This window comes from Bacillus sp. 7884-1 (assembly GCF_002272245.1).
Taxonomy (GTDB): domain Bacteria; phylum Bacillota; class Bacilli; order Bacillales; family Cytobacillaceae; genus Neobacillus.
Genome location: NZ_NPDD01000065.1, coordinates 1 through 21,806, shown reverse-complemented (window position 1 = coordinate 21,806; position 21,806 = coordinate 1). Strand labels below are relative to the sequence as shown.

At 40.7% G+C, this 21,806-nt stretch carries 21 protein-coding genes and 1 riboswitch; of the genes, 20 read left to right on the top strand and 1 reads right to left on the bottom strand.

From position 1 onward, the window contains the following. Positions 1–80: 80 nt before the first annotated feature. The 15 genes from CHI06_RS08865 to purD all read left to right on the top strand — a co-directional run bounded on the left by CHI06_RS08865 (position 81) and on the right by purD (position 14,394). A complete protein-coding gene (locus tag CHI06_RS08865; protein WP_095248102.1) occupies positions 81–533 on the top strand; it encodes a MarR family winged helix-turn-helix transcriptional regulator in 453 nt (150 codons plus the stop codon). A gap of 132 nt (positions 534–665) precedes the next feature. Beyond that, a complete protein-coding gene (locus CHI06_RS08860) occupies positions 666–1,208 on the top strand; it encodes a DUF2179 domain-containing protein (RefSeq protein ID WP_095248100.1) in 543 nt (180 codons plus the stop codon). After that, the gene (locus CHI06_RS08855) at positions 1,205–1,402 is read left to right on the top strand and encodes an NETI motif-containing protein (RefSeq protein WP_179292566.1); all 198 of its coding nucleotides are present in this window, start codon (positions 1,205–1,207) and stop codon (positions 1,400–1,402) included. Before CHI06_RS08860 ends, CHI06_RS08855 begins: the two co-directional genes overlap by 4 nt. Positions 1,403–1,487: 85 nt before the next feature. Beyond that, positions 1,488–1,589: riboswitch (purine riboswitch) on the top strand. Between the two features lie 132 nt (positions 1,590–1,721). Further along, complete coding sequence (gene purE, locus CHI06_RS08850; protein ID WP_095248097.1) at positions 1,722–2,213, top strand: 5-(carboxyamino)imidazole ribonucleotide mutase; 492 nt, start codon at positions 1,722–1,724, stop codon at positions 2,211–2,213. After that, positions 2,197–3,351 (top strand): 5-(carboxyamino)imidazole ribonucleotide synthase, encoded by a 1,155-nt coding sequence (gene purK, locus CHI06_RS08845; protein WP_179292565.1) that lies wholly within the window; start codon positions 2,197–2,199, stop codon positions 3,349–3,351. The genes purE and purK overlap by 17 nt, the downstream gene beginning before the upstream one ends. Beyond that, positions 3,348–4,646 (top strand): adenylosuccinate lyase, encoded by a 1,299-nt coding sequence (purB, locus tag CHI06_RS08840; protein WP_095248095.1) that lies wholly within the window; start codon positions 3,348–3,350, stop codon positions 4,644–4,646. Before purK ends, purB begins: the two co-directional genes overlap by 4 nt. A 77-nt stretch (positions 4,647–4,723) precedes the next feature. Next, on the top strand, positions 4,724–5,437 hold the full coding sequence (gene purC / locus CHI06_RS08835) for a phosphoribosylaminoimidazolesuccinocarboxamide synthase (protein WP_095248094.1): 714 nt from the start codon (positions 4,724–4,726) through the stop codon (positions 5,435–5,437). After that, positions 5,430–5,684, top strand: a complete 255-nt coding sequence (gene purS, locus CHI06_RS08830) for a phosphoribosylformylglycinamidine synthase subunit PurS (RefSeq protein WP_095248092.1) — start codon at positions 5,430–5,432, stop codon at positions 5,682–5,684. Before purC ends, purS begins: the two co-directional genes overlap by 8 nt. After that, positions 5,681–6,364 (top strand): phosphoribosylformylglycinamidine synthase subunit PurQ, encoded by a 684-nt coding sequence (purQ, locus tag CHI06_RS08825; RefSeq protein WP_095248090.1) that lies wholly within the window; start codon positions 5,681–5,683, stop codon positions 6,362–6,364. The genes purS and purQ overlap by 4 nt, the downstream gene beginning before the upstream one ends. Continuing rightward, positions 6,348–8,576, top strand: a complete 2,229-nt coding sequence (purL, locus tag CHI06_RS08820) for a phosphoribosylformylglycinamidine synthase subunit PurL (protein WP_095248088.1) — start codon at positions 6,348–6,350, stop codon at positions 8,574–8,576. The genes purQ and purL overlap by 17 nt, the downstream gene beginning before the upstream one ends. Continuing rightward, entirely contained in the window at positions 8,552–9,958 is a 1,407-nt protein-coding gene (purF, locus tag CHI06_RS08815) for an amidophosphoribosyltransferase (protein WP_095248086.1), read from the top strand. The genes purL and purF overlap by 25 nt, the downstream gene beginning before the upstream one ends. An 11-nt stretch (positions 9,959–9,969) precedes the next feature. Further along, positions 9,970–10,995, top strand: coding sequence for a phosphoribosylformylglycinamidine cyclo-ligase (purM, locus tag CHI06_RS08810; protein WP_095248085.1), 1,026 nt, complete (start codon positions 9,970–9,972; stop codon positions 10,993–10,995). Next, a complete protein-coding gene (purN, locus tag CHI06_RS08805; protein WP_095248083.1) occupies positions 10,992–11,594 on the top strand; it encodes a phosphoribosylglycinamide formyltransferase in 603 nt (200 codons plus the stop codon). The genes purM and purN overlap by 4 nt, the downstream gene beginning before the upstream one ends. Next, entirely contained in the window at positions 11,569–13,107 is a 1,539-nt protein-coding gene (purH, locus tag CHI06_RS08800; protein WP_095248081.1) for a bifunctional phosphoribosylaminoimidazolecarboxamide formyltransferase/IMP cyclohydrolase, read from the top strand. The genes purN and purH overlap by 26 nt, the downstream gene beginning before the upstream one ends. 15 nt (positions 13,108–13,122) lie before the next feature. Beyond that, positions 13,123–14,394: a phosphoribosylamine--glycine ligase gene (gene purD / locus CHI06_RS08795; RefSeq protein WP_095248079.1), complete on the top strand. Its 1,272-nt coding sequence runs from the start codon at positions 13,123–13,125 to the stop codon at positions 14,392–14,394. A 323-nt stretch (positions 14,395–14,717) separates the two neighbouring features. On the opposite strand, the gene CHI06_RS08790 is transcribed toward purD, so the two are convergent. Next, a complete protein-coding gene (locus CHI06_RS08790; protein WP_095248077.1) occupies positions 14,718–15,008 on the bottom strand; it encodes a YgaP family membrane protein in 291 nt (96 codons plus the stop codon). 293 nt (positions 15,009–15,301) lie between these two features. On the opposite strand from CHI06_RS08790, the gene CHI06_RS08785 reads away from it, so the two are divergent. The 5 genes from CHI06_RS08785 (at position 15,302) to pcrA (ending at position 21,723) form a co-directional block, all read left to right on the top strand. After that, entirely contained in the window at positions 15,302–17,044 is a 1,743-nt protein-coding gene (locus CHI06_RS08785; RefSeq protein WP_095248075.1) for an adenine deaminase C-terminal domain-containing protein, read from the top strand. Positions 17,045–17,115: 71 nt separating this feature from the next. Further along, the gene (locus CHI06_RS08780; RefSeq protein ID WP_095248073.1) at positions 17,116–18,162 is read left to right on the top strand and encodes a DUF3048 domain-containing protein; all 1,047 of its coding nucleotides are present in this window, start codon (positions 17,116–17,118) and stop codon (positions 18,160–18,162) included. A 28-nt stretch (positions 18,163–18,190) separates the two neighbouring features. Further along, positions 18,191–18,502 carry a YerC/YecD family TrpR-related protein gene (locus tag CHI06_RS08775; protein ID WP_095248071.1) on the top strand — a complete coding sequence of 104 codons (312 nt, stop codon included), beginning with the start codon at positions 18,191–18,193 and terminating at the stop codon, positions 18,500–18,502. Between the two features lie 174 nt (positions 18,503–18,676). After that, positions 18,677–19,360, top strand: a complete 684-nt coding sequence (locus CHI06_RS08770; RefSeq protein ID WP_095248070.1) for a heptaprenylglyceryl phosphate synthase — start codon at positions 18,677–18,679, stop codon at positions 19,358–19,360. Between the two features lie 65 nt (positions 19,361–19,425). Further along, positions 19,426–21,723 carry a DNA helicase PcrA gene (pcrA, locus tag CHI06_RS08765; protein WP_095248068.1) on the top strand — a complete coding sequence of 766 codons (2,298 nt, stop codon included), beginning with the start codon at positions 19,426–19,428 and terminating at the stop codon, positions 21,721–21,723. Positions 21,724–21,806: the final 83 nt, after the last annotated feature.

Below are 21,806 nucleotides of genomic sequence, written 5' to 3'. Positions count from 1 at the left end.
TAGTTTTTTTTAAACCTATACTTAAGGTTGCTTAAATATTTAGGAGTATTTATAATGAGAATATAAAGAGGTGGAAGTGAATGGAAAAAGATTTAGCTATCCTATGCAGTAAAATTGTAGATTACTCAAATGCCTTAAGTTCACTATTTTTAGAGGATTATAAGAAGTTAGTAACAGATGAATTTGCAGAACTTTCAACAAAACAACAAGTGATTCTAGAGCTTTTAAGAGTAAACAATCGGACCGTTAATGAAATTGCACACTTTTTATCGATTACGGCTAGTGCTGCAAGCCAGCTTATCTCAAAACTTGAAAAGCAAGAGTATGTAAAAAGAGAAATTAATCCTGATAATCGCCGCGAAATTATCGTACAGCTTGGTGAAAAAGGTCATTACTATAATCAAATGGTAGATAAGAATCAGCAGTTTATCATTGAAAAATATTATGCGAAATTGCCAAAGGAAGATTTGGAAAAGCTATTGGACATCCATGAAAAACTCTACCATATCGCGGTCGAAACTCAGAAAGAGTAATAGTAAAATAATCCTATCGTAAGACCTGCCAAATGGCAGGTCTTTTTTAAATGAAATGAAAAGTTTGATAAAAAAGGTTAAACTAACAAATACAACTAATAAAATGGTCAAGTAGAGAACAGGAGGGAATAGATGTTAGAGAATAGTTTTATGATGGTTGCGATCATTCTAGTCATAAACATCGTTTATGTTTCATTTTTTACGATAAGAATGATTTTAACGTTAAAAGGTCAGCGGTACTTGGCGGCTTCTCTTAGTATGATTGAAGTCGTTATTTATGTGTTAGGTCTTGGTCTCGTTTTAAATAATCTGAATGAAATCCAAAATCTGATTGCGTATGCGGTTGGATATGGTATTGGTGTTATCGTAGGAATGAAAATTGAGGAAAAGCTGGCTTTGGGCTATATTACCGTAAATGTGATAACCAATGCATATGATAAAGACATGCCTAAAACATTAAGGGAAAAAGGGTATGGTGTGACAAATTGGGAAGCCAACGGCCTAGAAGGTGACCGGATGGCCATGCAAATATTAACACCTAGAAAATTTGAACTTAAATTGTACGATACGATAAAAAGCTTAGATCCAAAAGCATTCATTATTTCTTATGAGCCCAAGTCAATACATGGCGGATTCTGGGTGAAATCTGTGAAAAGAGGGAAATTATTTTCATGAGTAAAAAGAAAATGCAATTTGAAGTGCAAGATAATGAAAGTATTGATGATTGTTTAAATCGGATGAAAAAACTGGGGTATGTACCTGTTCGCCGGACGGAAAAACCTATCTTTCAGGAGGTAGTTAATGGAAAAGAAATTTCCTATGAACCGGTGGGAAGGCAGATTGTATTTGAGGCCGTAATGAATGAGTAAAAGCGAACGTTAGATTTTAAAAAAATAAAATCGTTCGTTTTTATTGACCATTTGCCCCTTAAATTGTAATATAAAGGTGTCGAAAAAATATATAACGTAACACCCTCGTATAATAATGGGAATATGGCCCATAAGTATCTACCCAATTACCGTAAATGATTGGACTATGAGGGGAAGTGGAAATGCCGGAAACGTTAACTCGTTTCATGGTCATTTACTGTGCCGATATCAGCCCGGACAGACTGCTTTCTCTCATTTCATGAAATTGGGGAAGTATCTGTTTAGGGCTTTTTATATTGGTAAAGTTAGGAGAGAGAGTATGAATCCAATTGTAGCGGTAATAATGGGGAGCAAATCAGATTGGGAAACGATGAAGCATACTTGTGAAATCCTTGACACGTTAGAGATTCCATATGAAAAAAAGGTGGTTTCAGCCCACCGCACTCCTGATTTGATGTTTGAATTTGCTGAGAATGCTAGAGTAAGAGGCATTAAGGTAATCATTGCAGGTGCTGGCGGTGCTGCTCATCTGCCAGGCATGGTTGCTGCAAAGACTACATTGCCAGTAATCGGTGTTCCTGTTCAATCGAAGGCATTGAATGGATTGGATTCACTATTATCGATTGTTCAAATGCCAGCAGGGGTACCGGTGGCAACGGTGGCTATAGGAAAAGCAGGGGCAACCAATGCAGGGTTATTGGCAGCCCAAATTGTATCGATTAATGATTCGAAAATACAAGAAAGACTAGAGCAAATTCGCTTAGAGTCAAGAGTGACAGTAATAGAAAGTAGTGATGAGCTTGTCTATTAAAACTATTTTACCAGGACAAACAATTGGAATTATTGGCGGCGGGCAGCTCGGAAGGATGATGGCCCTATCCGCAAGAGAAATGGGTTATCGAATTGCTGTATTAGACCCTGTTGAAGATTCCCCTTGCGGCCAGGTGGCAGATTATAAGGTAATAGGGGACTACGATGACTTAGAAGCGATAAGGAAACTTGCTGAAGTCAGTGATGTCATTACTTACGAATTTGAAAATATTGATGCTGCAGCGCTTGAATGGCTTTGTAATCAGGCTTATGTGCCACAGGGTAAGAGTTTACTTGAAGTTACTCAGGACCGAGTGAAAGAAAAAGCGGCTATTGCGAACGCAGGTGTTCAGGTGGCCCCATATGCCGTAATCAATTCGCTGAATGACCTTCAAGAAAGTTGTGAACGACTTGGTTATCCAGCTGTATTGAAAACAGCACGAGGCGGCTATGACGGCAAAGGGCAAGTTGTTCTAAAAAGTCATCAGGATCTTGAAGAAGCTCAATTGCTTCTCGATAACGGACAATGTATCCTAGAAAAATGGATTTCTTTTACGAAAGAAATTTCTGTCATTATTTCAAGAAATTCAAATGGTGAAACAGCTGTATTTCCGGTTGGAGAAAATATTCATCGCGATAATATTCTTCACCAAACCATTGCTCCAGCACGGATAAGTAAGCAAGCAGAGGATAAGGCAATTCAATCAGCGATACAGCTTGCTAATGCATTTGAGTTAGTTGGGACACTGGCGGTTGAAATGTTTTTAACAGCGGGGGACATCATTTACATAAATGAACTCGCTCCTAGACCGCATAATTCAGGGCATTATACAATTGAAGCTTGTGAAACGTCACAATTCGAACAGCACATTAGGGCTGTGTGTAACCTGCCCCTTGGTAAGACAGAGCTATTAAAGCCTGCCGTGATGGTTAATATATTAGGAGAGCATGTTCAAAACGTGTTAGAAGAATTAACAAACGTAACAGATTGGAAAGTTCATTTTTACGGTAAAAAAGACCCTAAGGTAAAAAGAAAGATGGGGCATGTTACGATCCTATGCGATTCTGCGGAGAATGCAATCGCAGAAATTGAAAAAAGCTTGATTTGGGAAGAAAAAAGTTTGGAGGCCAAAAGATGATTGATCGTTATACAAGACCTGAAATGGGTGCAATTTGGACAGAGGAAAACCGCTTTAAAGCATGGCTCGAGGTTGAAATCCTTGCATGTGAGGCATGGGCAGAGTTAGGTGAAATTCCGAAAGAGGACGTAAAGAAGCTTCGTGAAAATGCATCCTTTAATATTGAACGGATTAATGAAATTGAAGAGGAAACAAGACATGATGTTGTTGCCTTTACGCGCGCAGTATCTGAGACATTAGGGGAAGAACGAAAGTGGGTACATTACGGTTTAACTTCAACGGATGTAGTTGATACCGCAAGTTCTTACTTATTAAAGCAAGCCAATGCGATTATCCGGAAGGACCTTGAAAACTTTATTGAAATCCTAAAGAACAAAGCAATTGAACATAAATTTACTGTCATGATGGGGCGTACGCACGGCGTACATGCGGAACCGACTACCTTTGGTTTAAAGCTTGCACTTTGGTATGAAGAAATGAAACGAAACCTGGAGCGTTTTAATCAGGCAGCTGCTGGTGTTGAGTTTGGAAAGATTTCCGGAGCAGTGGGAACTTACGCTAATATCAACCCATTTGTTGAACAATATGTGTGTGAAAAGCTAGGTACCCAGCCGGCACCAATCTCAACTCAAACCTTGCAGCGCGACCGTCACGCACACTATATGTCAACGATCGCTTTAATTGCGACTTCGATTGAAAAGTTTGCGGTTGAAGTTCGTGGATTGCAAAAAAGTGAAACGCGTGAAGTGGAAGAGTTTTTTGCAAAAGGACAAAAAGGATCTTCTGCGATGCCGCATAAACGAAATCCAATTGGGTCCGAAAATATGACTGGTTTAGCGCGTGTGATTCGCGGCTATATGATGACAGCCTATGAAAATGTTCCACTATGGCATGAGCGCGATATTTCACACTCTTCTGCAGAGCGGATCATTTTACCAGATGCAACGATTGCCTTGAACTACATGTTAAATCGTTTTGGCAACATCATTAAAAACCTAACCGTATATCCAGAAAATATGCTTCGCAACATGGACCGGACGCTTGGCTTGATTTATTCACAACGAGTCCTCTTAGCGTTGATTGACAAAGGTTTATCACGTGAAGAGGCGTATGATACCGTGCAGCCAAAAACAGCGGAGTCATGGGAAAATCAAGTGCCATTCCGTACTTTAATTGAAGGCGAAGAGAAAATAACGAATTTGCTTTCTCCAGAGGAAATTGCCGATTGCTTCGATTACAACTACCACCTGCAGCACGTTGATACGATTTTTGATCGATTAGGCTTGAACGGGTAAAAAATAAATATAGGGGTGCTCTTGCGCCCCTTAGTTATCCAAAAGATTCCCAATATTGCAAATAGGAGTGATTCTTAATGAGAGAACTTCTCTATGAAGGAAAAGCGAAACGAATTTTTAGAACCGACGATGAGCAGACTGTTTTGATTGAATATAAGGATTCGGCAACAGCTTTCAACGGGCAAAAGAAGGCAGATATCACGGGTAAAGGCCGTTTGAATAATGAAATTACTAGTTTGCTATTTTTAAAGCTTAAAGAAAACGGAATTCCTTCACATTTTATTAAGCGTATATCTGAAACGGAACAGCTGGTGAAGAGGGTAACCATTATCCCGCTTGAAGTTGTCGTTCGAAATATTGCTGCTGGAAGTCTTTCAAAGCGATTAGGAATCGAAGAAGGTAAGGAATTAACAAAGCCGCTTGTTGAATTTTATTTAAAAAATGATGATCTTGGCGACCCATTACTAACCACTGACCATATCTACGAATTGAACATAGCAACAAAAGAGGAACTAACCATCCTAAAAGAAAAAGCGCTAAAAATTAATACAGTTTTATCAAGCTTTTTTACAGAGCTAGGCATTAACCTCATTGATTTCAAATTAGAGTTTGGTAAGGACCATGATGGCCAAATCCTATTAGCAGATGAGATTTCACCAGATACCTGCAGATTGTGGGACAAAAAGACAAATGAAAAGCTCGATAAGGATGTATTCCGTCGCGATTTAGGTAGTTTAACAGAAGCCTATGAAACTGTTTTTAATAGATTAGGGGGAAAGCAAAATGTATAAAGTAAAGGTGTATGTCACGTTAAGAGAAAGTGTATTAGATCCACAAGGTAAGGCTGTAACTCATTCACTCCATTCATTAAATTATCCGGAAGTATCCGATGTTCGAATCGGTAAATATATGGAACTTACGATTGAGAAATCAGAACGTAATCTTGATGAAGTCATTAATGAGGTTTGCAGCAAGCTACTCGCAAACCCTGTTATTGAAGACTACCGTTATGAAGTAGAGGAGTGTGTTCCTCAGTGAAGTTTGCAGTCATCGTTTTTCCAGGGTCTAACTGTGACATCGATATGTACCATGCGATTAAGGATGAACTTGGTGAGCAGGTTGAATATGTATGGCATGACACAGAGAGCTTAGATGAGTTTGATGGAATCCTACTTCCAGGTGGATTTTCATATGGTGATTATTTACGCACAGGGGCCATTGCACGTTTTAGTAAGGTCATGAAGGCAGTGGTAAAAGCAGGCGAAGCTGGTAAACCCATTCTTGGTGTCTGCAACGGATTTCAGATTTTATTGGAAGCAGGATTACTGCCTGGGGCAATGAGACGAAATGAAAGTCTATCGTTTATCTGCAAACCCGTTGAATTAAAGGTAGTGAACAATCAGTCGATGTTTTCTACCGCCTACACGCAAGGAGAAACCATTTCAATCCCTGTCGCGCATGGCGAAGGAAACTACTATTGTGATGAAGAAACACTCGCTAAGCTAAAAGCGAATAACCAAATCGTTTTTACTTATCAAGATAACCCGAACGGAAGTTTAGAAGATATCGCAGGAATTATCAATGAAAAGGGTAATGTCCTCGGGATGATGCCACACCCGGAAAGAGCCGTGGATGAGTTATTAGGTGGAGCAGATGGCTTGAAATTATTTCATTCGATTGTAAGAAGCTGGAGGGAAGCAAATGTTGTTAAAGCATGAACCAAGACCAGATCAAGTAAAGACAGAAAAACTTTATCAGCAAATGGGCTTATCCGATGAAGAATTTACGCTTGTTGAAAATATTCTAGGCCGGACACCGAATTACACCGAAACTGGCCTTTTCTCGGTTATGTGGTCGGAGCATTGCAGCTATAAAAATTCAAAGCCTGTCCTAAGAAAGTTCCCTGTCACAGGTGAAAGAGTCCTTCAAGGACCAGGTGAAGGTGCAGGAATCGTTGATATCGGTGACAATCAAGCGGTTGTTTTTAAAATTGAAAGCCACAACCATCCATCAGCGATTGAACCATACCAAGGTGCCGCAACAGGAGTCGGCGGAATTATCCGTGATATTTTTTCAATGGGTGCACGTCCTATTGCTCTATTAAACTCACTTCGCTTCGGAGAACTTGATGAATCTGCAAGGGTACGCTACTTATTCAAAGAAGTTGTAGCAGGAATTGCAGGCTACGGAAACTGTATCGGAATTCCGACTGTCGGTGGAGAAATTCAATTTGAATCTTGTTATGAAGGCAATCCTTTAGTTAATGCGATGTGTGTCGGCTTAATTGATCATAAAGACATTAAAAAGGGTCTCGCACAAGGTGTTGGCAATACGGTGATGTATGTTGGGGCAAAAACAGGCCGCGACGGTATTCATGGGGCAACCTTCGCTTCCGAAGAATTAACAGAGCAATCGGACGAAAAACGTCCAGCTGTTCAAGTTGGTGACCCGTTCATGGAAAAGCTTTTACTAGAAGCCTGTCTTGAGCTTATCCACTCGGATGCCCTTGTTGGTATTCAGGATATGGGTGCAGCAGGGTTAACGAGTTCATCAGCGGAAATGGCAAGTAAAGCAGGAATGGGAATTGAAATGAATTTAGACCTTGTTCCACAGCGCGAAACAGGCATGACAGCTTATGAAATGATGCTTTCAGAATCCCAAGAACGGATGCTGATTGTCATTAAAAAAGGCAGAGAGAAAGAAATCAACGAGCTTTTCTCTAAATATGATTTAGAAGCAGTAGCCATTGGTACCGTAACGGATGATAAAAAACTAAGACTGATTCATAACGGAGAAGTGGTTGCGGATGTTCCAGTTGACGCCTTAGCCGAAGACGCTCCTGTTTATCATAAACCATCTAAAGTACCTGCGTATTTTGAGGAATTCCAAGCTATGGAAAACGATATCCCTCAGGTTGCCGATCTAAAAGAGACGCTTTTAAAGCTATTAAGCCAGCCAACGATTGCGAGCAAGGAATCGGTTTATCAGCAGTATGACTATATGGTGCGCACAAATACAGTTGTGTCACCAGGTTCAGATGCAGCGGTTGTAAGGATTCGCGGTACACGTAAGGCATTAGCGATGACAACGGATTGTAATTCACGCTATGTCTATTTAGACCCTGAAGTTGGCGGGAAAATTGCCGTAGCAGAAGCAGCTCGAAATATTGTCTGCTCAGGTGCGGAACCATTAGCGATTACCGATAACCTCAATTTCGGAAATCCGGAAAAACCAGAAGTATTCTGGCAGATTGAAAAAGCAGCAGATGGAATTAGTGAAGCTTGCCGCGTACTTGAAACTCCAGTCATTGGCGGGAACGTTTCCTTGTATAACGAAACAAGCGGAACGGCTATTTATCCAACACCGGTCATCGGAATGGTTGGATTAGTAACAGACCTTGACCATATTACGACACAGAATTTTAAAAATAACGGCGATCTTATCTACTTAGTTGGAGAGACAAAGGATGAGTTCGGCGGAAGTGAACTTCAAAAGCTGGTTTATGGAAAGATTTTTGGAAAAGCTCCGGAATTAAATATTGATGTTGAAAAAGAAAGTCAGAACCAAGTTTTAGCTGCCATCCGTGCAGGTGTTGTTCAATCTGCTCATGACCTATCAGAAGGTGGTTTAGGAGTAGCTGTATCAGAGAGCTTGTTTACGAATGAACAACTTGGTGCGGAAATCAACATCACAGGAAATCAGGTTTCTGCTTTATTTAGTGAAACACAATCTCGTTTCCTTTTAACTGTGAAAAAAGAAAACCAAGCAGAGTTTGAAGGTTTAGTAACTGCTAACCTGATTGGTGAAGTAAATAATACGGCGACATTAAAAGTTAATGCTGATAATAATACCGTTCTAGAAGCTTCTGTAAACCAATTGAAGGATGCCTGGAAAGGAGCTATCCCATGCTTGCTGAAATCAAGGGATTAAATGAAGAGTGCGGAGTGTTTGGTGTCTTTGGACATCCAGATTCTGCACAGCTTACCTATTACGGACTTCATAGCCTGCAGCACCGCGGTCAAGAGGGTACAGGAATTGTTGTATCCAACGGAGAGAAGCTTAGAGTTGTGAAGGGTGAAGGCCTAGTTTCAGAGATTTTCACAGCGAAAGTGATGGAAGAACTAAAGGGCACCTCTGCGATTGGGCATGTTCGTTATGCGACAGCTGGGGGCGGCGGCTATGAGAACGTCCAGCCCTTGCTGTTCCATTCCCAAACTGGAAGTCTTGCTCTTGCTCATAATGGGAATTTAGTAAATGCTAATTCCTTAAAACATCAGCTCGAAACACAGGGCAGCATTTTTCAAACGAGCTCTGACACAGAAGTACTAGCTCATTTAATTAGAAGAAGCGGTTTTTCACAGTTAAAGGATCAGGTGAAAAATGCCCTTTCGATGTTAAAAGGAGCCTATGCTTATTTAATCCTGACAGAGAAGGAGTTAATGGTTGCTCTCGATCCTCATGGATTAAGACCACTTTCGCTTGGCTGTCTGGGAGATGCGTATGTGGTTGCTTCGGAAACCTGTGCCTTTGATGTTGTTGGAGCTGAATTTATCCGCGATATCAGACCTGGAGAATTATTAATTATCAATGAAGAGGGAATTACCTCTGAGCAATTCGCATTTAACTCTCAGAAGTCGATTTGTACGATGGAATATGTTTATTTTTCAAGACCTGATAGCAATATCCAAGGAATCAATGTTCATACAGCCCGTAAAAACATGGGGAAAAGATTGGCAGTAGAGGCACCAATTGAAGCTGATGTAGTAACAGGAGTTCCGGATTCTAGTATCTCTGCAGCCATTGGATATGCGGAAGCTGCGGGTATTCCCTATGAAATGGGATTAATTAAAAACAAATATGTAGGCAGGACCTTTATTCAGCCAACCCAATCGTTACGGGAGCAGGGAGTAAAGATGAAATTATCTGCTGTTCGTGGTGTTGTTGAAGGAAAACGTGTCGTAATGGTCGATGACTCAATCGTTCGCGGGACAACGAGCAGACGAATTGTAAACCTGCTAAAAGAAGCAGGAGCAACAGAGGTTCACGTTGTTATCAGTTCTCCGCCGATTAAAAACCCTTGTTTCTACGGGATTGATACATCATCGAAGGAAGAATTAATAGCCTCAGATAAATCAGTCGAAGAGATTAGAGAGCTGATTGGTGCTGATTCCCTAACGTTCCTAAGTACAGAGGGGATGGTAGGAGCAATTGTCAAAACGGAAGGAACAGAAGGATTTTGTCTCGGCTGCTTTACTGGAAACTATCCAACTGAAATTTATCCAGACACACTCCAATATTATTATCAAAAATAGGGGGGACCATCATGGCGAACGCTTATAGAGAAGCAGGGGTAAACATCGAAGCAGGTTACGAGGCTGTTGAGAGAATGAAAAAGCATGTACAAAAAACAGCCCGAACTGGTGTGTTAGGCGGGTTAGGTGGATTCGGCGGAATGTTTGACCTATCCTCGCTTAACCTAAAAGAGCCTGTTCTTGTCTCAGGAACAGACGGAGTGGGCACTAAGCTTATGATAGCTTTTTGGATGGATAAACATGATTCGATTGGTATTGATGCCGTTGCGATGTGTGTTAATGATATTGTCGTCCAAGGGGCAGAGCCTTTGTTCTTTTTAGATTACATTGCATGCGGGAAGGCTGAACCTGAAAAAATCGAGGCAATTGTAAAGGGCATTGCAGATGGCTGTGAACAGGCTGGATGTGCACTTATCGGTGGAGAAACAGCTGAAATGCCTGGATTATATAGTGAAAATGAGTATGATCTTGCTGGCTTTACGGTTGGTGCCTGTGAGAAATCCCAATTGATTACGGGGGAAAATATCAAGTCAGGCGATGTGCTGATCGGATTAGCTTCGAGTGGAATTCACAGCAATGGCTATTCACTTGTTCGCAAGGTTTTCAATAACTGGTCATTAACGGAATATGTTGACGAACTCGGAAGCAGCTTGGGAGAAGAGTTACTAAAGCCTACAAAAATTTATGTAAAACCGGTTCTGTCAGCTTTAAAGAAATTTGAAGTAAAAGGAATGGCCCATATAACCGGAGGCGGTTTTATTGAGAATATCCCTCGGATGCTCCCTAATGGACTTGGGGCAGCCATTTACGAAAAAAGCTGGGAGATCCCGCCGATTTTTAATCTCATCACAACGGTTGGACAAATCAATCAGCAGGAAATGTATAACATTTTTAATATGGGTATCGGAATGGTAATGGCCGTTGATAAGAATATCGCCGCAGATTTAATTGATCATTTGAAGCAATGCGGGGAAACTGCTTATGAAATTGGTGTGGTAACAGAGCAAGAAGGAATTATCCTAGGTGGTCGCCAATGAAAAAAATAGCTATTTTTGCTTCAGGAAGTGGCAGCAATTTTCAAGCGATCATTGATGTAGTGAAAGCTGGAGAACTTGAAGTTGACATAGCACTGCTCGTTTGTGACAAGCCTGAAGCATTTGCTATCAAGCGTGCCAATGCTGCACATATCCCTGCATTTGCATTTAATCCAAAAGAATATAGCTCCAAAGAAGCCTATGAAGAGGTTATTTTGGAGAAATTAACAAGCTCTGGTGTAGAATTTATTGTACTCGCGGGTTATATGAGGCTAATAGGTCCAACCTTACTCGGATCATTTTCTGGCCGAATTGTTAATATCCATCCTTCGCTTCTTCCTGACTTTCCTGGTAAAGACGCGATTGGTCAGGCGCTGGCGGCAAAAGCGAAATGGAGTGGAGTTACCATTCACTTTGTTGATGAAGGAATGGATACCGGTCCTGTTATTGTCCAAGAACGAGTCCAACTGAGTGAAAAGGAAACAAGAGAAAGCCTGCAGCAGAAAATACAAAATATCGAGCATAAGCTTTATCCATCCATCCTGCAAATGCTGTTAACGAGAGGGGAAGTTAAAAGTGACAAAAAAGCGCGCACTTATTAGTGTTTCTGATAAAAATGGTATTTCTGATTTTGCTAAAGAATTAGTCAGCTTAGGTTTTGAAATTATTTCAACGGGCGGAACAAAAAAAGCACTTCAAGAACAAGGTATTCCTGTCCTTGGAGTAAGCGAAGTAACCGGCTTTCCAGAAATATTAGAAGGTCGTGTAAAAACGTTAAATCCTTTTATTCATGGCGGCTTACTTGCAAAGCATGATGATGAACAGCACCAAAAGCAGCTTGAAGAACATAGCATTGATCCTATTCAAATTGTTTGCGTGAATCTTTATCCTTTTCAACAAACGATTGCAAAGCCAGATGTAACGACTGAGGATGCAATTGAAAATATAGATATCGGCGGTCCAACGATGTTACGTGCTTCAGCTAAAAATCATCAATATGTAACAGTGGTTGTTGATCCAGTTGACTATAAACAGGTAATTGAGGAATTAAAAGCAGACGGTAAAACAACACTTGAAACACGTAGAAAGCTTGCGGCAAAGGTTTTCCGCCATACAGCAGCATACGATGCCCTAATTGCTGAATATATGACAGAGCTTGCACAGGAAGAAACACCTGAAAAATTAACCGTTACATATGAGCTGAAGCAGTCGCTCCGTTACGGGGAAAATCCACATCAAAAAGCTGCTTTTTATAAAAAACCACTTGGCTCCACGTTCTCTATTGCAAATGCAGAACAGCTTCATGGAAAAGAGCTTTCTTATAATAATATAAACGATGCAGACGCAGCTTTGCAGATTGTAAAAGAATTCTCCGAACCTGCAGCTGTTGCCGTGAAACATATGAATCCTTGTGGTATCGGTACGGGTACCAATAGTTTTACTGCTTTTGAAAAGGCGTTTGCTGCAGATCCTGTTTCTATTTTTGGCGGAATCATTGCCTTTAACAGCGAAGTAGATGCAGAGACAGCTGGCAAGCTCTATGGGATTTTCTTAGAAATCATTATTGCGCCTTCCTTCACGGAGGAAGCATTATCGATCTTAAAAGCCAAAAAGAACCTGCGTTTATTAACGGTTCCATTTACTTTTGCCAAGAAACCAGAAATGAAGCTGACTACCATTGAAGGCGGGCTGCTTGCACAAGAGCAGGACACGTTTACGTTAGAAAATGCAACGATTAAAGTAGCTACGAAAAGACAGCCAACGGAGCAGGAATGGAAAGCATTAAAGCTGGGCTGGAAAGTAGTCAAGCATGTGAAATCGAATGCCATTGTCGTAACGAAAGAAGACATGACAATTGGAATTGGTGCAGGACAAATGAATAGGGTTGGAGCTGCTGAAATTGCTTTAAAACAAGCAGGTGAAAAAGCAGCAGGAGCGGCACTCGCCTCTGACGCCTTCTTCCCAATGGATGATACGGTAGAAGCTGCAGCGAAAGCAGGAATTACAGCAATCATTCAACCAGGCGGTTCCATTCGCGATGAGGATTCTATCAAAAAAGCGGATGAATATGGAATTGCTATGGTGTTTACTGGAGTTAGACATTTTAAACACTAAAATGGGGTGAGATGTGTGAAGGTTCTAATCATTGGCCGAGGCGGAAGAGAACATGCTCTGTGCCGAAAGGTAAGTGAAAGCTCGCTGGTTGAAAAAGTATATGCAGCTCCGGGTAATTATGGAATGGAAGATGTTGCTGAACGTGTTCTGATTGAAGAAAATAATCATGAACAACTTATACAATTCGCAAAGGAACAGGGAATTGGTTTAACGATAATCGGTCCGGAAGTTCCTTTACTTGAAGGGTTAGCTGATAAATTTGAAGCTGAAGGTCTAGCCGTATTTGGACCACGCAGATTGGCAGCTGAAATTGAAGGAAGTAAATCGTTCGCAAAGGAAATCATGAGAAAGTATGAGATTCCTACTGCTGACTATGCTGTATTCACTAATTATGAGGAAGCAAAGCAATATATTGAAGAAAAAGGTGCTCCTATCGTCATTAAGGCAGATGGTTTAGCGGCTGGAAAAGGCGTTACCGTTGCCTTAACCCTGGAAGAAGCCTTACAAAGTACCGAAGAAATGCTCGTTGGTCAAAAATTTGGTGAAGCTTCAGCCCGAGTGGTAATTGAAGAGTTTTTAAGCGGTGAGGAATTTTCACTTATGGCATTTGTGAATGGAGAAGTGGTGATACCACTAGAAATCGCTCAAGATCATAAACGTGCCTTTGATGGTGATAACGGTCCAAATACAGGCGGAATGGGTGCATACTCTCCTGTTCCTCATATTGCAAAGGGGACTGTTGATACGGCTATTGAAACTATTCTTAAGCCTGCTGCGAAGGCTATGGTTCAAGAGGGAAGAAGCTTTTGTGGAATTTTATATGCAGGTTTAATTGCAAGTGAAAATGGTCCAAGGGTTATTGAGTTTAATGCCCGCTTTGGAGATCCGGAAACACAGGTGATTTTACCAAGATTAAAGTCCGATTTGGTTCAGACCATCTTAGAGGTTTTAGACGGTGATAGCCCTGAGCTTGTGTGGGATGAACAATCAATGGTTGGAGTTGTGGTTGCAGCAAAAGGGTATCCAGAGCAATATGAAAAAGGTGCAGTTCTTAAAGGAATAGCGGACTTTTCAAAGGAAGTATATACCTTTCATGCAGGAACCAATAAAAACGAGCTAGGTGAATTTGTTACTGATGGAGGCAGGGTTCTCTTAATAGGAGCAAAAGCTGTGAGTTTAAAGGATGCACAAGATACTGTCTACCGCGAGCTTGAGAAATTGTCATGTGATGGTGTTTTCTATCGTAAGGATATCGGTTCGAAGGCTATCGGGCGCGTCTTTTGTTAGAGCGTCGGATAAATACGTATACAACAATACGCCGATTAAGCTGATGACATATCTAATTAATATTCACAAAACATAACAGATACCTTTCTTTCAAGGGCTGACCATCTCCGGTCAGCCTTTTTTTTGTGTGTAGTTTTTTTGGTGCTATTCGTTACCGCAAACCCTAAAAATACGAGGAGAGGGGCACGAATAGTGACTATTTATTACCGCAAACCCCAAAAATACAGGGAGAGGGGCACGAATAGTGACTATTCGTTACCGCAAACCTCAAAAATACGAGGAGAAGGGTACGAATAGCATTCAAGCTAATCTTTTTTGCGAAATTAAGATGGATTGTATGGCAAAACCTCATCACCATCAATGTTTTCTGAGCCGTCTCCAAGGGCAAGTGGTGTTTGCTGCTCCATTTCCTGATATCTTTCGAATAGTGCAGTTACCGGGCAAAAACGAACAATTCCCTCAGCAACCTTCATTGCTCCGCAAATAGCAATCAATAAATAGGAGTCTCTCCATGGAAACTTCACCATTTTGGCGGTACTCCAAGAAAGAACGGTAAGCCCAATCGTAATCCTTATTAATGCGTTCAAAATCCCAATATTTTTAGTAATGTTCATTATGTTCACTCCTTCACAAAATATTTACAGTGAATATCCAATTCTTTAATGCGTTAAACAGTAAAATATGTTAGTATAAAAATAAACCATTTTGTAAGGGCTTTCTTTATTGATAAATAAGGTTTTATATTGTCTGGCTTCTGCGCCTAGGGGCTCGAGGTCAAAATTCAATCGCTTCGGAAGGCAAAAGGCACGCCTTCTGTCAGCGCTTGTCTTTTGCTTGTCGCCCCTGAACAAGGCGCATATGCTTTTCTAAATAGATAGATAGCTTCTAAGAAAGGGAGGGGTATCGTATGCTGGAACAACGTTATCGATGGAAAAATAAACATTTACGCATGCATGTATCCGTTTTAGATGGGAAAACTTCACCAACCACTTTGTTAAAAAATGCCTTGTATTTAAATCAAACATTTCGCCAGTGGATGCGCGCGAATATTTGGATATATGAAGATCGGATTGTATATGTCGGCGAGAATTTGCCGGCAAATTTGGAAAACTGTGAAATCATTGACTGTACAAATGAAATACTTGTTCCAGGATATATTGAGCCACATGCCCATCCTTTTCAATTATATAATCCCCATACTCTGGCGGCCTATGCATCCCAGTTCGGAACAACAACCATCATTAATGACAACATGTCCTTGATTATGAATTTAAAGAAAAAGGAAGCGTTTTCTTTACTGAAGGACTTACGTTCCATCCCAACAACCATGTTTTGGTGGTGCCGGTTTGATCCGCAAACTGAAATTTTAAATGAAGAAGATGTGTTTTCCCATAGCAATATTAAGTCTTGGTTAGAGCATGACGCAGTTCTCCAAGGCGGCGAGCTGACTGGCTGGCCTAAATTGTTAGACGGCGATGATATGATGCTGCATTGGATGCAAGAGACAAAAAGGCTGCATAAAAAGATTGAAGGGCATTTTCCGGGGGCATCGGAGAAAACATTAGCTAAATTGATGTTGTTAGGAGCAGATAGTGACCATGAGGCAATGACTGGTGAAGAAGTATATAACCGCTTAATGCAGGGGTATATGGTTTCATTGAGATATTCCTCCATTCGTCCTGATCTGCCAGATTTACTCGATGATATGAAACGATTAGGAATAGAAGCCTATGATCGGTTAATGCTTAACACAGATGGTTCAACATCCACTTTTTATGAGCAAGGAATCAACGATCAGATGATCCGAATTGCCATTGAAAAAGGTGTACCGGTAATTGATGCCTATAATATGGCCACAGTAAATATTGCTCGTTATTACAATATTGACCATCTGCATGGCAATATTGCAACTGGCCGTGTAGCGAATATCAACTTCTTATCAAGTATTGAAAATCCCACACCTCATTCTGTCCTTGCAAAAGGAAAATGGGTAAAACGTGACGGACAAGTGATGGACGCGTATCATTCCATTAATTGGGATGAGTATGGCCTTAAGCCAATGGAACTGGACTGGGAATTAAGCGTTGACGATTTACAATTTTCCATGCCGTTTGGGATTAAGATGGAGAATTCGGTTATTACCAAACCATATTCCATTGCGATTGATGCCTCAGGGGATGAGTTATCAACCGACCATGATGAATGTTTCTTCACGCTGCTAGATCGGAATGGCAAGTGGAGGATTAATACGTTGCTAAAGGGATTTGCAACCAATCTATCAGCACTCGCTAGTTCATTTTCTAATACAGGAGACATAATCTTAATTGGAAAAAATAAACGTGATATGCTTGCTGCCTTCGATCGAATGAAGGAATTAGGCGGTGGTATTGTCATGGTTGAGGAAGAGCAGGTTGTATGTGAAGTACCTTTAAGGCTTAATGGAATTATGTCAAACCTCCCGATTAAGGAATTAATAAACGAAGAAAAGAAATTGCTTGTGGAATTAAGAGAGCGCGGATATTCCTTCTCAGATCCGGTTTACAGCTTGTTATTCTTTTCGGCTACTCATTTGCCTTATATTCGAATTACCCAACAGGGAATGTATGATGTTATGAACAAAACTGTACTCTTTCCGTCGATAATGCGTTAAAATATTAAAGTAATTATTTGGATATTATCGTCAGAATTCTTTTAGAAAAGAGATAGGAGTGTTTTTGAAAAATGAAGAAATGGGCTGTTGCAGCAACAGCAGCTCTTTTACTGCTCTCTGGGTGCAGCGATAAAGAAAAGGTGAATGGACCTAAGGAGCCGGTAAAAGAAGTTGAGGATGTAGTACAAGAAGAGGTAGAAAAGGATTTACCTTATCACTATCCATTAACTGGTGTGGGTTCAGAGACTAAGACCGATGGCAGAGCAGTCGCAGTTATGATTAATAATCATCCAGAAGCGAGACCACAGTCCGGCTTAAACGAAGCCGATATTGTTTATGAAATACTTGCCGAAGGTGATGTTACTCGCTTTCTTGCTGTTTTCCAAAGTGAAAAACCAAAAAATATTGGACCAGTTCGAAGTGCAAGGGACTATTACATTGATTTGGCAAAGGGTCTTAATGCTTTATTTATAGCCCATGGCTATAGTGAAGAGGCCAAAAAAATGCTCGAAAACGAATATGTCGATAATCTTAATGGTATGGTTTATGATGGTACTTTGTTTAAAAGGGCCAGCTTCAGGGTCGCACCCCATAATTCCTATATTACGTTTGAAAATGTTTTAAAAGGTGCAAAGGAAAAGAAATATTCAATGGATCAGACTCCACCTGAATTTAAATTTTTGTCAGAGGATGAGGGCACATCGGTAACAGGGGATAAAGCGGCGTCGGTAATGATTTCGTATTCACCTAGTGGTATATTCGATTCAGTATACGAATACGATCCAGCAGTTGAAAAATACAAGCGCTACACTAACGGAGAACAAACCGTTGATTATGAGACGAAAGAACCGCTTTTAGTCGATAATCTTTTCATTATTGAGACTACTCATCAAGTGATTGATAATGTTGGCCGTAAAGAAATTGATTTAGAATCAGGTGGATCAGGTTACTTGCTGCAAAAGGGTAAGTTAATGGAAGTGGAATGGAAAAATGATAACGGTCTAATCGTTCCTGTGAGAAATGGTGAAGTTGTTCCGTTTGTTCAAGGGAAAACGTGGGTCAGCGTGGTTCCAACGAATCCTGGCCTGCAATCAAGTGTTTCGATTAATGCAAAATAATACTTTAATGAAATAAGGGGTAAAACATATGCAAATAAATAAATTGCGCGGAAAAGAGCTTGATCAGTTATTCCAAGCTGTTCTTTCCTTGAAGGATCTTGAAGAGTGCTATGCCTTTTTTGATGACTTATGCACTATTAATGAAATTCAATCATTAGCACAACGTTTAGATGTTGCGAGAATGCTTCGTGAGGGAAACACCTATCATAAAATTGAGACAGAAACTGGTGCAAGCACGGCAACAATCTCACGAGTAAAACGCTGCTTGAATTTTGGGAATGATACCTATGAAATGGTATTAGGGCGAATTAAAACAGAAGAAACAACTGAAGAAAAATAAACGAAGCCGAAGACATAGTTCTTCGGTTTTTCTTTTTAATCCAGTCCCAGCCCATAGAGACTGGAGCTTTTTATTTTGGTTAGATTTTCTATTGATGAAATTAGTGTTTTCTTTTTTTATCGTTTGTGCTAATGCTATAATGGTGTAATGTAAGATGAATGGGAGGATCTTGGGATGTATGATTTTCGCGAGTGGCGCCATGTGTTTAAACTCGATCCAAATAAAGAGATATCGGATGATAAGCTAGAGAAAATATGCGAATCCGGAACAGACGCAGTTATTGTTGGAGGAAGTGATGGGGTAACCCTGGAAAAGGTTCTTGATCTTATGGCTCGAATTCGCCGCTATACTGTTCCTTGTGTCCTCGAAGTTTCAAGTATTGATATCGTTACCCCTGGCTTTGACCTTTATTTTATTCCGACAATTTTAAATAGCAATGATCCTAAGTGGATAATCGGACTTCACCATAAGGCAGTAAAAGAATTTGGTGAAATTATGGATTGGGAAGAGATCGTCATGGAAGGCTACTGCATATTGAATGAAGAATGCAAGGCAGCTAAACTGACGTCAGCCATTACGGAAGCCACAACCGAAGAAGTAAAGGCGTATGCCATGATGGCGGAGAAAATGTTTCATTTGCCAATCTTTTATCTTGAATATAGCGGTAAATATGGTGACCCTCAATTAGTTTCGGAAGTTAAAAAGGTACTTGAGAAGACAGTGCTATTTTATGGCGGGGGAATTTCATCCGTTGAACAAGCTGTTGAAATGGCTAAGCATGGAGATGTTATTGTGGTTGGGAACGCCATTTATGATCATTTTGAACAAGCGTTAGCAACAGTAAAAAGTGTACGGTGAAAATTTGCTTAATTGGGTATAAAGAGTTAAAATAAGAACAAATGTTTGGTATGGTGGTGAAGGAATTGCAATACTTATCAGAAAAGCTTTTAAATGGGTTAAATCCAGAACAACAAAGTGCAGTAAAAGCAACGGACGGTCCGCTTTTACTAATGGCAGGTGCAGGAAGTGGAAAAACGAGAGTACTAACACACCGTATAGCCTATTTAATCGTTGAGAAACGTGTAAATCCTTATAACATTCTAGCGATTACCTTTACAAATAAAGCAGCTCGCGAAATGAGAGAGCGTATCAGGAAAATGATGGGTGGCGCAGCCGAAGAAATTTGGATATCTACTTTCCACTCTATGTGTGTAAGAATACTGCGCAGGGACATTGACCGAATGGGCTTTAGCCGGAACTTTACGATCTTAGATACTGGTGATCAACAATCAGTGGTTAAAGGAATTCTTAAGGATAAAAACCTTGATCCGAAAAAAAATGACCCGCGGGCAATTTTAGGGGCTATCAGCTCAGCGAAAAATGAATTGATTGGTCCGGAAGAGTATGCAAAAACTGCTGGGGGTTATTTTGAACAAACGGTCAGCGATGTTTTCACAGAATATCAGAAACGGTTACGGAAAAATCAAGCTCTCGATTTTGATGACTTGATTATGATGACGATTCAGCTATTTCAGCGTGTACCTGAAGTACTTGAATATTATCAACGGAAATTTCAATACATTCATGTGGATGAGTATCAGGATACAAACCGAGCACAGTATATGCTGGTCAAATTTCTCGCAAACCGTTTTAAGAATCTATGCGTTGTCGGGGATTCTGATCAGTCGATTTACCGCTGGAGGGGTGCAGATATTGCCAATATCCTCTCGTTTGAGAAGGATTATCCGAATGCTGCGGTAATTCTTTTAGAGCAAAACTATCGTTCCACAAAGAGAATTCTATTAGCTGCAAATAAAGTCATCGAAAATAATGCAACCCGTAAAGCGAAGAACCTTTGGACAGAAAACCCAGAGGGAAACAAACTGGTTTACTATCGTGCAGATAGTGAACAAGGTGAAGCGCAGTTTGTTGCAGGGAAAATCAAAGAATTAACAAAGGGCGGCAAGTACAAGAATTCAGACGTCGCCATCCTTTACAGGACTAACGCTCAATCCCGTGTAATGGAGGAAGTGCTGTTAAAGTCAAATATTGAATATAGCATTGTCGGCGGAACGAAGTTCTATGACAGAAAAGAAATCAAGGACATGCTTGCTTATTTGAGGCTTATTTCTAATCCTGATGATGACATCAGCTTACAGCGTATTATTAACGTGCCAAAACGCGGTATTGGGTCTAGCTCAGTAGATAAAATGGCTGACTTTGCTGCCATGCATGATATTTCTATTTTTCAGGCGCTCGACTCTGTTGAGTTACTAGGATTAAGTCCAAAGATTACTAAGGGCGCTAGAGAGTTTAGAGATTTAATTAAAAACTATACTCAAATGCAAGAGTTTTTATCTGTAACGGAACTGGTAGAGGATATTTTAGAGAAGTCCGGTTACCGTGAAATGCTAAAGGCAGAGAAATCAATCGAAGCCCAAAGCAGACTCGAGAACTTAGATGAATTATTATCTGTTACGAAGAACTTTGAAGATGCGAGTGAAGATAAGAGCTTAGTTGCTTTCTTAACGGATTTAGCACTAGTCGCCGATATTGATTCGTTAGATGATGACGGTGAAAAAACAGATTCCATTACTCTTATGACCTTGCATTCTGCAAAAGGGCTAGAATTTCCAGTCGTCTTTTTAATTGGATTGGAAGAAGGAGTTTTCCCTCACAGTCGTTCATTAATGGAAGAAGCAGAAATGGAAGAAGAGCGACGCTTGGCATACGTAGGCATTACTCGGGCGGAGCAAACTCTTTTCATCACAAATGCTCAGATGAGAACGTTGTATGGGCGTACTAGCATGAATCCTGCATCCCGGTTTATCAGTGAAATACCGGAAGACCTTTTAGAAGGTGTGGAAAAAGAGGAGAAACGGGTGAATACTCCTTTCGGATCTAGAGGGACTTCTTTTGGAAGAAGCACTTCTGGAACGACAGGAACTTCTTTTGGAAGAAACCCATCTGGAGCGACAGGAACCTCCTTCGGAACACCGGTAACTAGAAAACCAGTCATGAGACCTTTAGCTGCTTCTACTGGCGGGGATACCGTCGGCTGGAGGGTCGGCGATAAAGCTGAACATGGTAAATGGGGCATTGGAACAGTAGTAAGTGTTAAAGGAGAAGGCGAAGGAACAGAGCTGGACATTGCCTTCCCAAGCCCAACCGGGATCAAACGCCTGCTTGCAAAATTTGCTCCCATTACAAAAAAAGTATAGATATATAGCTCATTGTTGATTGGAGCGTAAGGCACGAGACTCCTCGAAAATGCTATCGCATTTTCTTCGTGCGTTGGCGGATT